Source organism: Marinobacter shengliensis (genome assembly GCF_030297115.1).
GTDB classification, from domain to species: Bacteria; Pseudomonadota; Gammaproteobacteria; order Pseudomonadales; family Oleiphilaceae; genus Marinobacter; species Marinobacter shengliensis.
Map to the genome: position 1 here is coordinate 1,316,648 of NZ_AP028062.1, position 13,436 is coordinate 1,330,083.

The 13,436-nt window shown below is 57.4% G+C and carries 15 protein-coding genes; 10 read left to right on the forward strand and 5 right to left on the reverse strand.

Annotation, left to right across the window (positions count from 1 at the left end; all coding sequences use genetic code 11):
* Window positions 1-10 precede the first annotated feature (10 nt).
* Window positions 11-898, forward strand: a complete 888-nt coding sequence (gene mmsB, locus QUE75_RS06100; RefSeq protein WP_286254374.1) for a 3-hydroxyisobutyrate dehydrogenase — start codon at window positions 11-13, stop codon at window positions 896-898.
* A 38-nt stretch (window positions 899-936) separates the two neighbouring features.
* On the opposite strand, the gene QUE75_RS06105 is transcribed toward mmsB, so the two are convergent.
* The 5 genes from QUE75_RS06105 to QUE75_RS06125 form a co-directional block, all read right to left on the reverse strand.
* Entirely contained in the window at window positions 937-2,268 is a 1,332-nt protein-coding gene (locus QUE75_RS06105; protein ID WP_286254377.1) for an acyltransferase family protein, read from the reverse strand.
* A 7-nt stretch (window positions 2,269-2,275) separates the two neighbouring features.
* The gene (locus QUE75_RS06110) at window positions 2,276-2,980 is read right to left on the reverse strand and encodes an SGNH/GDSL hydrolase family protein (protein WP_286254379.1); all 705 of its coding nucleotides are present in this window, start codon (window positions 2,978-2,980) and stop codon (window positions 2,276-2,278) included.
* A gap of 79 nt (window positions 2,981-3,059) precedes the next feature.
* Window positions 3,060-4,085, reverse strand: coding sequence for a DUF2235 domain-containing protein (locus QUE75_RS06115; RefSeq protein ID WP_072677782.1), 1,026 nt, complete (start codon window positions 4,083-4,085; stop codon window positions 3,060-3,062).
* A 155-nt stretch (window positions 4,086-4,240) separates the two neighbouring features.
* Window positions 4,241-4,537: a type II toxin-antitoxin system RelE/ParE family toxin gene (locus QUE75_RS06120; protein WP_286254382.1), complete on the reverse strand. Its 297-nt coding sequence runs from the start codon at window positions 4,535-4,537 to the stop codon at window positions 4,241-4,243.
* Window positions 4,537-4,776: a type II toxin-antitoxin system ParD family antitoxin gene (locus QUE75_RS06125; protein ID WP_058091653.1), complete on the reverse strand. Its 240-nt coding sequence runs from the start codon at window positions 4,774-4,776 to the stop codon at window positions 4,537-4,539. Before QUE75_RS06125 ends, QUE75_RS06120 begins: the two co-directional genes overlap by 1 nt.
* Window positions 4,777-4,889: 113 nt before the next feature.
* On the opposite strand from QUE75_RS06125, the gene QUE75_RS06130 reads away from it, so the two are divergent.
* From QUE75_RS06130 to QUE75_RS06170, 9 genes are all read left to right on the forward strand, one after another.
* Window positions 4,890-5,564, forward strand: a complete 675-nt coding sequence (locus QUE75_RS06130) for an alpha/beta fold hydrolase (RefSeq protein ID WP_286254385.1) — start codon at window positions 4,890-4,892, stop codon at window positions 5,562-5,564.
* A gap of 55 nt (window positions 5,565-5,619) precedes the next feature.
* Entirely contained in the window at window positions 5,620-6,204 is a 585-nt protein-coding gene (locus QUE75_RS06135) for a DJ-1/PfpI family protein (protein WP_286254388.1), read from the forward strand.
* Window positions 6,205-6,454: 250 nt separating this feature from the next.
* On the forward strand, window positions 6,455-8,104 hold the full coding sequence (locus tag QUE75_RS06140; protein WP_286254390.1) for an AMP-binding protein: 1,650 nt from the start codon (window positions 6,455-6,457) through the stop codon (window positions 8,102-8,104).
* On the forward strand, window positions 8,101-8,517 hold the full coding sequence (locus QUE75_RS06145; RefSeq protein ID WP_061333513.1) for a PaaI family thioesterase: 417 nt from the start codon (window positions 8,101-8,103) through the stop codon (window positions 8,515-8,517). The genes QUE75_RS06140 and QUE75_RS06145 overlap by 4 nt, the downstream gene beginning before the upstream one ends.
* Before the next feature lie 88 nt (window positions 8,518-8,605).
* Window positions 8,606-9,409 (forward strand): ABC transporter ATP-binding protein, encoded by an 804-nt coding sequence (locus tag QUE75_RS06150; protein ID WP_138437652.1) that lies wholly within the window; start codon window positions 8,606-8,608, stop codon window positions 9,407-9,409.
* A complete protein-coding gene (locus QUE75_RS06155) occupies window positions 9,406-10,128 on the forward strand; it encodes an ABC transporter ATP-binding protein (RefSeq protein ID WP_061333515.1) in 723 nt (240 codons plus the stop codon). The genes QUE75_RS06150 and QUE75_RS06155 overlap by 4 nt, the downstream gene beginning before the upstream one ends.
* A gap of 79 nt (window positions 10,129-10,207) precedes the next feature.
* Entirely contained in the window at window positions 10,208-11,419 is a 1,212-nt protein-coding gene (locus tag QUE75_RS06160; RefSeq protein WP_106693753.1) for an ABC transporter substrate-binding protein, read from the forward strand.
* Window positions 11,420-11,526: 107 nt separating this feature from the next.
* Window positions 11,527-12,414 carry a branched-chain amino acid ABC transporter permease gene (locus QUE75_RS06165; RefSeq protein WP_106693752.1) on the forward strand — a complete coding sequence of 296 codons (888 nt, stop codon included), beginning with the start codon at window positions 11,527-11,529 and terminating at the stop codon, window positions 12,412-12,414.
* Window positions 12,415-12,416: 2 nt separating this feature from the next.
* Window positions 12,417-13,412: a branched-chain amino acid ABC transporter permease gene (locus QUE75_RS06170; RefSeq protein WP_106693751.1), complete on the forward strand. Its 996-nt coding sequence runs from the start codon at window positions 12,417-12,419 to the stop codon at window positions 13,410-13,412.
* The last annotated feature ends 24 nt before the right edge of the window (window positions 13,413-13,436 follow it).

A 13,436-nucleotide genomic window follows, 5' to 3' on the forward strand; every position in this document is an offset into this window, starting at 1 on the left:
GAGAAGCAACATGGCGAAGATTACCTTTATCGGCCTGGGCAACATGGGCGCGCCCATGGCCTCTAACCTGCTCAAGGCCGGGCATGATGTGACCGTATTCGATCTGTCACAGCCCGCCGTTGCGGCGCTGGTGGCCGAAGGTGCCAGCACCGCGGATTCCGGCAAGGCCGCGGCCGAAGGGGCAGAGTGCATCATCACCATGCTGCCGGCCGGCAAACATGTGGAAGCGGTGTACCTGGGCGAGGACGGCCTGCTCTCAGCCTTGCCGGAAGGCACCCTGGTGATTGATTCCTCCACCATTGCCCCGGAGACTGCCCGCGCCGTGGCGGAAGCCGCTGCAGCACGGCGCCTGGCGTTCATCGATGCCCCGGTGTCCGGTGGCGTAGGCGGTGCCAAAGCCGGCACCCTCACCTTCATCTGCGGTGGCGAAGAAGACACTTTCAATCGCGCCAAACCTGTCCTGGAAGGCATGGGAAAAAACATCTTCCACGCCGGCCCCCACGGCGCCGGCCAGGTGGCCAAGATCTGCAACAACATGATGCTGGCCATCCTGATGGCAGGCACCAGCGAGGCGCTGGCATTGGGCGCCAAGAACGGCCTGGACCCAGCGGTGCTGTCGGAAATCATGAAGCAGAGCTCTGGCGGCAACTGGGCGCTGAACGTGTACAACCCCTGGCCGGGTGTGATGGAGGGCGTGCCGGCATCGCGAGAGTACCAGGGTGGCTTTCTGGTAAACCTGATGACGAAAGATCTGGGCCTGGCATTTGATAACGCGGTGAAGAACCAGGCGTCTATCCCCATGGGCTCACTGGCCCGCAACCTGTTCCAGCTGCATGCGGGGCAGGGTAATGGTGAGCTGGATTTTTCCAGCATCCTCCGGCTCTACAAGGGGGACTGAGCGGCTCAGCTTTGTAAGGCGGCGCTGTAACGATCCGGTTATCGTCCTGGCTGGGGATGCACCCGCAACAGCCAGGACGCAGCCGCAACTCCGAGCAGACCAATCAGGGCGCCCGGTAGCGCACCGAGTGCCAGGCTGACAACCAGCCCGGCCATCAGCGAGAAGCCGCCGGCCAGGATGATTCGGGGCCTGGAGGTTGTCACAACGCCTTGCTTGCGTCGCATTTCAAAAGCCACCACCAGCGCGATGACCGGCACCACCATCAGGCTGCAGAGAACAATCCACCAGAATCGCCCCATCCAGAAGCCGGGTTCACCGGGCAAACCGGCGTCGACAGGCAACCCGAAACGGTCGCCCAGCCAGGCGGCCGGCAGTTCTGCCAGTTTGTGCCAGAGGTACAGGGGCATACTCAGGGCGCTGAGCATGGTGACCGCCCCGCTGATTCTGCGCCTGTCCAGCAGCCAGCGCCCCGGCCGCTCGAAGAACAGAACCGCGCCAACCTGAAGCCACATTACGCCCACCAGCGCCAGTGTGGGGGGCAGCATGTTGCTGTCGCCGTGAAAATCCCGCCCTACCATGCCGATGGGATATCCACTGGCCAGGGCAGCCACCAGCCAGAAGCCGCCCAGCACCAGGAAAAACAGACCCGTCCACACGCCCCTGAAGCGACCCCGCTTCCAGGCGATGCCCAGCTGCTGGGGTAACAGCCAAACCAGCACGGCATTGATCCAGCCGATGCTGTCTGCCGAATCCGTTACCCGGTGTCCCAGGCGCAGAATATCCGCCGCTGAGCCGGGCATGGCCCGCACAACATCCACCACCGCGGCTGCCACAACCAGCCCAACGACCGCCCCCAGGCCCCAGCGCCTGTCGGCCTCCACGCTCAGGGGCAACAGCGCCTGCACGGCCAGCAGCATGATCAGAAACCATAAATGTATGGTGAGCGACTGGTTAAACGGCCCCAACACCCGGCCGCCGGTGTAGAGTGAAAGCAGGGCAATCAGGGTAATGGCGGCAAGATACGTCACCGTAGGCCTGGCCAGCGCCAGCGCTCTCCCTGCCCACCAATGCATCTGCCGGTGCCCCTGAGCCATCCGGTGCGCCACACCATCGGCACTGACGGTGGCAGATACAAACACGAACAGCGGCACCACCTGCACAAACCAGGTGATAAATCCTGATGGCTCCCAGATCTTTAGCAGGTGTTCTGTTTGAATTTCCAGGCCACCATCAAACCGGGGCAGGGTGGCTATCCAGTGCCCGAATACCACCACCAGCAAAGCACCGGCACGCAGGGCATCCAAGTACAGGTCCCGCTCGGAAGGTGACTTGGTGTGTTTATCGGATGACGGCGTGGATTGTGTTGCCATGAAACTCCTAAGGAAGGGCTGCCAGGGCTTGCGCGATGTAACGGTAACCTTTCTCCCCGGGGTGATAGCCATCACTGGCCAGCAATTCCGGGTCTGAAATGACAGGGTAGTGAGCGTAAGAGAACCGCTCCGGCGTTTCGCTGGCAAGTGTCTTGTACAGGTGATCCAGCAACCGTGCCCGCCACCCGATAACGTGCCGCAACGGCGCGGGCAGTGCGGTAAACAGGTGCATGGGCGGAACACTGAGCAGCACCAACGGCGCTGGGTAACGTGTACCGAGTAAATCTCGTAACTCCAGTAATTGCTGGCGGAAACGATACCTCGGGGTAAACCCGGTAGTGTCGTTCACCCCCATGCTCAGGATCACCAGGTCTGCTTCTGGCAGGTCCGCCTTCGCGAGCTGCTTGTTCAAGGCTCCCAGGCGAATACCGTTCACCCCAAAGGTATGCCAGGCAATGGCCTGGCCGGTGCGTTCATGGATCTGCTTCGCCAACTGGCTGGCCAGACCCTGTTCGTGGTTATCAACACCCACGCCGGCGGCGGTGGATTCTCCGATCACCAGAACGCGCCTGGCGGGCTCGCCCTCGCCAAACTGCCCACACGGAGAGCCAGAGGCCTCCGGTAATCGGGGCGTGGTACGCCGGGTGCGTTTCCCCTGGTACAGCAATACCGGAAACAATAGGGCCGTTGTCAGCCAGAATGGAAGATGCATTGCGTGGGTCTCAGCTTTAATTAACCAACTTGGGGCTCCAGTTAATCTCACCAGACTAGCACGAAACACAAAGGGCTGATCACCCGCCCCAGAGTGGTGGCCACTGGCCATGGCTTTTGATGTACTGCTCAATCGGCTCGCTGCGGTAACCGCTGCTGTAGCGCGTCTTAACGCTGGGGTGTACGTAGGTCAGGTTGGCCTCGGGTACGGGGATGGTGCGAACCAGCTTACCCAGCAGCCGGTACTTGCCCTTGTATTCATTGTGCTGCTCGGCCGTTACATGGGTTTGGGAGGGCAGATTGTTATTGAACAACAGTTTCTGTTTCTTTGCCTCGTCTGCCATCCAGAGTAGCGGAATGTCTGCCAGAATCTGATTCGACTTGTCCGGGCCGTAGCCGCCGCCCACATCCGAGTGCACCCCGGCAAACCACACCTGCTGGATGTCTGTGCCGTTCCTCGGCTCCCAAAGCGTGGGTTCAAAATCCTCCCGCTGCTCATCCAGAGACAACGCGTGCCGGGCCGTTGCGATGTTGCTGCCAATCTCCCTGTCATAAAACAGGTCTTTATCCTTAATCAGCCCGAAAAAGGTAAACGGCAGCCCCAGGGCACCTACGGTATCCCACACACCCACAAACTTGATAGGAGTGCGCAGCTCTAACGAATGTGTCTTCTTCCAGGCCATGGCATGTTCGCCATTGGCGGGATGCTTCTTGGTTTTGTACAGCTTGAACGCGTTTTCAATCTGATTGGCGTGAACCTTCTTCAGAATGCTGCAGTTATTGATCATGCCGCACAGGCTGCGAGCCGTGTAGGCGCCGCGGCTGAAACCAAACAGAAAGATCTCATCACCCGGCTCGTAGTTGTGAACCAGAAACCGGTAGCCATCCATCACATTCTTCTCCAGCCCCTTGCCCGTCGCACCGGCCCGAAGCTGGTCGTGATAAGAGCCAATGCCCCAATCGTAAAACACCACCTGCTCCACGCCCTGGTCATCCGTGGGCCGAATAGCCCGGGCAAACTGCAGAACATTGGTGGGGAAATCCTCGCCGATGTTTTCCTCTGGCCGGTTCCAGGTGCCGTCAAAGCAAATGGCGATGCGCTTCATGGTAATGACCTCCTGTCATGCCCACACCTTGCTGACATACACCAGAGCCAAAACTCCGGCAGGCAAGTACCGCCTGGCTGTTGTGAATGAGTAACTCAGATAATTAAAGCCGATAGGTGAGGCGTGCGCCAGCGAACCCTGGCGGGCGTTATGCCCTAAAGGAGATGCCCATCTGGTAACATGCGTTTGTGTAGAATACGGATAATCTCAACGACACTGTCGGTCGCTACCCGATAGAATATGATGTGACTTCCTTGGGGATACTGTCGGTAGTCCGCGCGGATCCCATCGCAGGTTTGCCCCAGATTCGGGTTTTCGCCCAGTAGGTGGAAGCACTGGTCAAACTGGAGAATGTAGTGGTTTCGTTGATCTCGGCCCCATTTACGCTCCGTGTACAGTGCAATAGATTTGAGATCAGCTTTGGCCTTCCTGGAAAGCTTGAAATTCAGCATTAGCGCTCTTCGTTGTCCAGTTCGCGAATGAAAGAGTCATAAGAGTAGTCTTCAAAGCCACTATCTTCGCCTTCCTTAAGAAGTTTGCGGAGCGTAGTCAGGCGGGTTTCGGACTCTTCAAGCAGGCGCAATCCTGCACGAACAACTTCGCTGGTTGAGCTGTATCGGCCAGTTTTGAGTTGTTCCGCAATGAACGCATCAAAATGTTGGCCTAGAGTGATGCTGGTGTTCTTTTGCATGATGCTATCTCGCTAGTACCAATAATTGGTATATTTTGGTTCAGGTGGCATAACAAATCAATCCACGCGACAAGCGCTCGATTGCGGGCGTTAGGCATGCAAGGTGACGCTTCTTGGATAGTAAACTTCTGAGCTTAGTTCAACGGTTGCAGATCCCTGACCGACCAAAGACAAACAGCGGCTACGCTGGTCCGCGAGTTGCGGTGATTCACGGCTTCATGGCCCGACGACTGATGCAGCGCAACCTGCTGCGTTACCTCAGAAGCAAGGGGTTGTCAGACGTGACAATGTACGGCCACCTGCACTCGGTTGATTCGATATCAGATGAATTGCAAGCATCACGTCGCGAGGGGCGGAAGCTCGTGATTCTCGGGTATAGTCAGGGCGGGTTTCATGCGGTCAAGGTTGCACGCGAGCTTGAGCGACGAGGTGTGGAGATTGCCCTGCTCGTCAGCATCGCCGCAGGAGGGCTGGGGCGAGTATTCCCCGGACGGTGGGGGTTTGATCCTCGTAACGTACCGACAAATGTTGATGTGTGCCTTAATTTCTTCTCGCAGGGAGACTTGCTCGGGTGCGACCAAAGTCACCAAATGAACGAGGCTTTCGGGAGCAGTGCAACGCAACGGGTCGAAAACCACATGTTCCATGCGCACGAGGGCGTAAGTCATATTGATCTGGTCAGGTGTTATCCAGAAGAAAGGATCAAACCTGCGGTGCGAACACAGGTTATTGAAAGGATCATGACGGAAATTAACGGGCTCAACACGTCCGGCTTCCAACACATGTAAGCCTTCAGCGGAATGCACCATCCAACATCCGGCGTTCTGTGTTTTGGAGAACTAAGTGAATATTGGCATTTATATCTACCCTGAGGCTGAAGTTCTGGACTTTTCCGGACCATTCGAAGTTTTCTCAACAGCGTCGCGCCTGTGTGGGGCGGAAGCGCCGTTTTCTGTCTATTTGATTGCTGAGAGCAGCGAAGCCGTACCGGCCCGCGGTGGCTACAAGGTCCTTCCAGATTATTCAATCAAAGATCACCCGCCGCTGGATGTACTGATTATTTCTGGCGGTGTTCATACTTCAGAAATGAAAAATAAGACGGTGGCCAACTGGATTGAGCGCCAAGCTGAGTCCGTCGAGACTATGGCTACCGTTTGTACCGGCGTCTTTCTATTGGCCAATGCCGTTCAGTCCTTGTCATGCAAGGTGACGACGCACTGGGAAGACATTCCGGAGCTCAGAAGATTGTTCGGCCAACTCGATGTGCTTGAGGGTGTTCGGTGGGTTGATGAGGGTCGTATTGTAAGTTCTGGCGGCATATCCGCTGGTATTGATATGAGCCTGCATCTGGTGAGCAGGTTGCACAGTGTTGAGTTGGCGGAGAAGACAGCGCATCAGATGGAGTTCACCTGGACAAAAAACACCTAAGGCATATGAGCCTCTCCGGAGGCAGTCATATGATTCGAGAATAATAAACAGGCAGATGCCGACCAAATCCAGGAGATTTGGCTATCCGCCTCAATCGCAGCTCATAATCTAAAACAGGGATTAGTTTCCGTCGGAGACTTCCGTTTGTTGGTCGTCCTTTAGCCAAAAGTTTACCTTTACGTAAAGTGAAGGCTGTGCTAAACCTGATTGAAGTTTGTACAACCAACAACGACAACAAACGGAGTGTACGATGAGCCTTCCGCAATACAATGACGTGTACAACCAGTTTGATGCGGCCGCACTGGAAGCGGACATCCTGGACGGACGCCTGGAGAGTGGCCTGAACGTATGCCACGAAATTTGTGACCGATGGGCCGTTGATCCGCAAAAGGTTGCGCTCTACTACGAAAAAATCGGCGGCGGTGACGGAACCCTGACCTTCGCTGAGCTCAAAGCCGCGTCTGCACGTTTCGCCAACTACCTGAAGTCTCTTGGAGTCACCAAAGGTGACCGGGTAGCCGGCCTTCTGCCCAGGGGGCCGGAGCTGTTGATTGTGATTGCCGGAACCCTGCGCCTGGGCGCCGTGTACCAGCCGCTGTTCACCGCCTTTGGTTCCGGCGCTATCGAGTATCGCCTGGAGAAGGCTAGCACCCGGCTGGTGGTGACCGATCCAGATAACTACCCCAAGCTGGAAGAAGTCAAAAACTGCCCGCCGGTACTGTGCCTGAACGCGGCGGCCACCGGTGCGGATGTGCGCGATTTCGATGCGGTGTTGGCGGAGCAGTCAGACCAGTGCGAGCCGGTAATGATCACTGGCAACGATCCGTTCCTGCAGATGTTTACCTCCGGTACCGTTGGCAAGGCCAAAGGTGTAGCCGTGCCCGCCAAGGCGTTGCTGGCGTTCTACGTTTACATGAAATACGCCATCGACCTGCGCGATGACGACGTATTCTGGAACGTGGCTGATCCCGGTTGGGCCTACGGCCTCTATTACGCAGTCACCGGCCCGCTGTTGATGGGCCACGCCACCCATTTCAATCCCAATCCGTTCACCCCGGAATCCACCTACGAGATGATCCGCAAGTACCGGATCACCAACCTCGCAGCGGCGCCGACCGCCTATCGTCTGCTCAAGGCGAACGATCAGGTTCTTCCGGAAGGGGAGAATCTTGGCCTGAGGGTGTGCAGCAGCGCCGGCGAGCCCCTGAATCCGGAGGTGGTGAACTGGATTGCTCGACGTCACTTCTGCCCGGTGAAGGATCATTATGGCCAGACTGAAACCGGCATGACCTGTTGCAACTTCCACGGCCTGGACCACCCGATTCGCCAGGGCTCCATGGGGTTCTCATCGCCTGGCCACAGAGTAGTGGCGTTGAACGAAAAAAATGAAGAAGTGGGCGAGGGCGAAATCGGCCAGTTGGCAGTGGATCTCAAGGCGTCGCCGCTGTTCCATTTTGATGGCTACACCTGGGGCGAGAAAGACCCGTTCGTGAACGGCTACTACCTGACCGGCGACATGGTGATCTGCCATGGCGATGGCAGTTTCTCCTTCAGCGGCCGTGACGACGACATTATCACCACAGCAGGTTACCGCGTAGGGCCAGCGGATGTGGAAAGTACACTGCTGGAGCACGCGGCGGTGGCCGAATCCGGTGTGGTGGCCAAGCCGGATGAAAAGCGTGGCTCGATCATCAAGGCTTATGTGGTTATCAAATCCGGTCAGGAGCCGGCAGACGACGCCGTGCTCAAGGAAGAGCTGCAGGAACTGGTTCGCCACCGCTTGTCGACCCATGCCTACCCGCGGGAAATCGAGTTTGTGGAAGAGTTGCCGAAAACACCCAGCGGCAAGATCCAACGCTTTGTGTTGCGCAACCGGGCCAAAGAGGAAGTCGCCGTATGAAGATTACCTTTGAGGAGCTGCGCTATTTCCTTGAAGAGCAGTTTCCGCAGGGGGCCTCATACGGCACCCTGCAGGAACTGGGTGATGGCTGGGCAGAAATGAAGCTGGAGGTAGACGAAGAACACCTGCGCCCCGGGGGGACCGTGTCTGGCCCCGCCATGATGGGGCTGGCCGATGTTGCCATGTATGCCGCGTTGCTCAGCAAGATTGGCCTGGTGCCTTTGGCCGTCACCACCAACCTGAATATCAACTTCCTCAGGAAGCCCGTGGCTCATGCGCCTATCTGGGCCAGGGCGACCATTCTCAAGGTGGGGCGAACCATCGGTGTGGGTGAAGTATTTGTGTATTCCGAGGGCTCGGAAGAGCCCGTTGCGCACTCCACCATGACCTATTCCATACCGCCGGAAAAATAACCAAGTTTGTTCTTGACGTTTACGTATACGTCAATCTAATCTGTGGGTTGATTGTTAAATACAACAATAACAAAAGGTGAAGTGGCTCATGAGTGAACAGTTCGTTCTCGAGACCCGTAACCTGGTCAAGGAATTCAAAGGATTTGTAGCGGTTGATAACGTCAACCTGCAGGTCCGGCAGGGTGATATTCATGCACTGATCGGGCCCAATGGCGCGGGCAAGACCACGGTCTTTAACCTGCTGACCAAATTCCTGAGCCCGACCAGAGGCCAGATCCTCTACCACGGTGAAGACATTACCTCCCTGAAGTCTGCCGCCATTGCCCGTAAGGGTATCGTCCGCTCTTTCCAGATATCGGCGGTGTTTCCCCATATGACGGCGCTGGAGAATATCCGCATTGCGTTGCAAACCGCAGAGGGCACGTCTTTCAGCTTCTGGAAATCCGGCGCCTCCCTGAACAGGCTGAACCAGCGCTGCATGGAATTGCTCGATTCCGTCGGCCTTATCGAATTTGCCAACACCACCACCGTAGAACTGGCCTATGGCCGCAAGCGCGCGCTGGAACTGGCCACCACCCTGGCGATGGAGCCAAAGCTGCTGTTGCTGGACGAACCAACCCAGGGCATGGGCTCGGAAGACGTAGAGCGGGTGGTGGAGTTGGTGCGCAAGGCCGCCGCAGGCCGCACCGTCTTGATGGTGGAGCACAACCTGAGTGTGGTCAGCAAATTGTGCGACCGCATTACGGTGCTGGCCCAGGGTGCTGTGCTGACGGAAGGCGATTATCAAGCTGTCTCTGCAGACCCGAGAGTGCGTGAAGTGTACATGGGCAGCGATGGCAGCGGAGAACGCGGTGGCAAGAGTCCCGCCGAGCAGGCGGAGGCAGCACAATGAGCCAGAATCCCCAGAAAGACTACGAACAGTTGCGGGTGTCTGGCCTGCACGCCTTTTACGGCGAATCTCACATTCTCCACGGGGTCGACCTAGTGGTTAAGCGTGGCGAGCTGGTCACCCTGCTTGGCCGCAACGGCGCCGGCCGCAGCACCACCCTCAAGGCCATTATGAATATGGTGGGCCGCCGCACCGGGTCCATCATGATCAACGGCGAAGAAACCATGCAGTGCGCGCCGCACCATATTGCGAGGTTGGGAGTGGGGTATTGCCCCGAACATCGGGGCATTTTTTCATCTCTCAACGTCCAGGAAAACCTCACTTTGCCGCCGGTGGTGCGCAGTGGCGGCATGAGCCTGGAAGACATCTACAACATGTTCCCCAACCTGTATGAACGTCGGTTCAGCCAGGGCACCAAGCTGTCCGGTGGTGAGCAGCAGATGCTGGCGATGGCCCGTATCCTGCGCACCGGCGCCAACATGCTCCTGCTCGATGAGATCACAGAAGGGCTTGCACCTGTGATCGTAGAGAAGCTGGGCGAGGTGCTGATGGCGCTCAAAGAGAAAGGCCTGACCATCATACTGGTTGAACAGAATTTCCACTTTGCAGCCCCGCTGGCTGACCGGCATTACGTGGTTGAGCATGGGCAGATTGTGGAAGAAATCCACGCCGATGAACTGAGTGCCAAACAATCGGTGCTGGACGGCTATTTGGGGGTCTGAACTCCGGATAGAACAGGTGCAACAAAACCAATAACTCCAACAACATCAACCAACGCAAGACAGTAGCGGAGATACAATAATGACAATGACCAAAAAGCTTCTGACCTCAGCCGTTGCCTCAGCCCTGATGGTGAGTGGCGCGCAGGCGGCCATTTCCGACAATACGGTGAAGATCGGCTACCTGGCCGATATGTCTGGTACCTATCGTGACCTGGCGGGCCCCAATGGCCTCAAGGCCCTGCAGATGGCCATCAAGGATTTCGGTGGCACTGTGAACGGCGCCAAGATCGAAGTTCTCAGTGCCGATGACCGTAACAACCCCGATGCGTCTTCCAGCACGGTTCGCCGCTGGGTGGAAAACGACAAGGTAGACATGGTTGCCGGCCTGGTGGCTTCGTCTGTCACCATCGCAGTCAGCAAGATCCTTGAAGAAAACGACAGACTGGGCATTGTCTCTGGTTCTGCCGCCTCAAGCATCACCAATGAGCACTGCACCCCCAACCACATCCACTATGTGTATGACACCTATCCGCTGGCCAACGGCACCGCCAGTGCGGTGGTTAAAGAGGGCGGCAAGAGCTGGTACCTGATGACCGCAGACTACGCCTTCGGCCACGCCCTGGAAGCAGACGTTACCCGCGTGGTGGAGGCCAACGGAGGTGAGATCGTCGGTTCTGTTCGCCATCCGTTCCCGACCCAGGATTTCTCCTCCTTCGTGCTACAGGCCCAGGCTTCTGGTGCGGATGTCGTTGGCCTGGCCAACGCCGGTTCAGATACCACCAACGCCATCACCACCGCCAGTGAATTCGGTGTTACCCAGGCGGGCCAGACCCTGGCCGCCTTGCTGCTGTTCCTGACCGACGTGCACGCGCTGGGTGTCGACACAGCCCAGGGTATCCAGCTCACCACCGGCTGGTACTGGGACATGAACGATGCCACCCGTGAGTGGTCAGACCGCTTCATGAAAGAAACCGGTGTGCGGCCCACCATGGTGCATGCGGGTATCTATTCCAGCACCCTGCATTACCTGAATGCGGTGGCCGCGGCAGGCTCGGACGATGCCCAAACCGTTCGCAAGCAGATGATGGACACACCCATCAACGACATGTTCGCCACCAATGGTCGTATCCGCGAAGATGGCCGGATGGTGCACGACATGTATCTGGCCGAGGTGAAAACGCCGGCGGAGTCCAAGAACGAATGGGATCTTTACAAGATCCTGCGGACCATACCGGCCGATGAAGCCTACCGCCCACTCTCTGAGAGCAAGTGCAAACTGGTGACTAACTGAGGCTGAGGAAAGCCGGGCGCGCCCTGCAACAGGGCAGGGTGCGCCCGGCATATCACTGAGCCAACAAGCTCAATACCAACGTACGTGCTGCTTGTGGAGTTAAACCCATGACCATGATTTTCGGCGTCCCTCTTGCTGTGCTCTCCGGTCAGCTTTTGATCGGGTTCATCAATGGCGCCTTCTATGCCCTGTTAAGCCTGGGCCTTGCCATCATCTTCGGCCTGCTGAAGATCATCAACTTCGCCCACGGTGCCATGTACATGCTGGGTGCCCTGTTGACGGTGGTTATGTTCAACACCCTGGGCGTCAACTATTGGGTCGCCTTGTTTATGGCGCCGCTATTGGTCGGCGTGTTCGGGGTGCTGATTGAATATTTCCTGCTGCGGCGAATTGCCGGGCAAGATCACATTTACAGCCTGCTGCTTACCTTCGGGGTGGCGCTGATTATTCAGGGCGTGCTCACTAATATCTACGGTGTGTCTGGCCTGCGCTATGCCATGCCCGATATGTTCAAGGGCGGCATTAAACTGGACTTTATGTTCCTGCCTTATTACCGGGCCTGGGTGATTGTGGTGGCGCTGCTGGTGTGTTTTGGCACCTGGTTCATGATCGAAAAAACCAAACTGGGGGCCTATTTGCGGGCCGGCACAGAAGATTCCCAACTCATGCAAGGCTTCGGCATCAACGTGCCTTTGCTGGTCAGCCTCACTTACGGCTTTGGTGTGGCGCTGGCGGCTTTTGCCGGTGTGCTTGCCGCACCCATCTACTCCGTCACGCCCGGCATGGGCGCCAATACTCTGATCGTGGTGTTTGCCGTGGTGGTGATTGGCGGTATGGGCTCCATTGGCGGGGCGATTATCACGGGCATTATGATGGGCGTGATTGAAGGCCTCACCAAAACCTTTTATCCACCCGCGTCGTCTGCCGTTATTTTCCTGGTCATGGTGGTGGTGTTGATGTTCCGACCCTCAGGCCTGTTCGGTAAGGAAGCATAATCATGAGCCAATCCTTTAATCCCGCCGACGTGCGAAAGGCGATCATCGACCAGCAAAAGGCCCAGGATCGCCGGAAGATGCTCCTCAACGGCGTACTGCTGCTCTTGCTGCTGGCGGCGCCATTCGCGATGTACCCGGTCTTCCTGATGAAGATCCTGTGCTTCGCACTCTTTGCGGTGGCCTTTAACCTGCTGTTCGGTTTTACCGGGCTGTTGTCCTTTGGCCATGCCGCGTTTCTCGCCACCGGCGGTTACACCACCGGTTACCTGCTCAGCAATTATTCAGGCCTGACCACAGAAGTGGGCATTATTGCAGGCACGCTGGTCGCAACGGCCCTGGGCCTGGCGTTCGCCTTGTTGTCCATTCGCCGGCAAGGCATCTACTTTGCCATGGTCACCCTGGCCCTGGCCCAGCTGGTCTATTTCTTCTTTGTTCAGTCGGAATTTACCGGCGGTGAAGATGGCATGCACGGGATCCCCCGGGGCCACCTGTTCGGGCTGATTGACCTGTCGAAAAACCTGAACATGTACTACTTCGTGCTGGCCGTGTTTATCGGTTGCTACCTGCTGGTTCAGCGCATTGTCAGCAGCCCCTATGGCCAGGTGCTCAAGGCCATCAAGCAGAACGAACCCCGCGCGGTGTCACTCGGTTACAACGTGGACCGCTACAAAGTGCTGGCGTTCGTGATTTCGGCGGCGCTGGCGGGCCTGGCAGGTTCCATGAAATCGGTGGTGTTCCAGCTCGCCTCGCTCAACGACGCCCACTGGCACATGTCCGGTGAGGTCATCCTGATGACACTGGTCGGCGGCATGGGTACCTTGCTCGGCCCGGTGGTGGGCGCCACCTTTGTGGTCAACATCGAATACCAGTTGTCCCAGGGACCATTGCGGGACTGGGTGAACCCGATCCTCGGCGGCATCTTCGTGCTGACCGTACTGGCATTCCGCAGCGGGATCGTCGGCGAAATCCAGAAATTCCTACGCAAAAACCTGGGGTGAATCCCGCCGGTACGGCGTTCATCA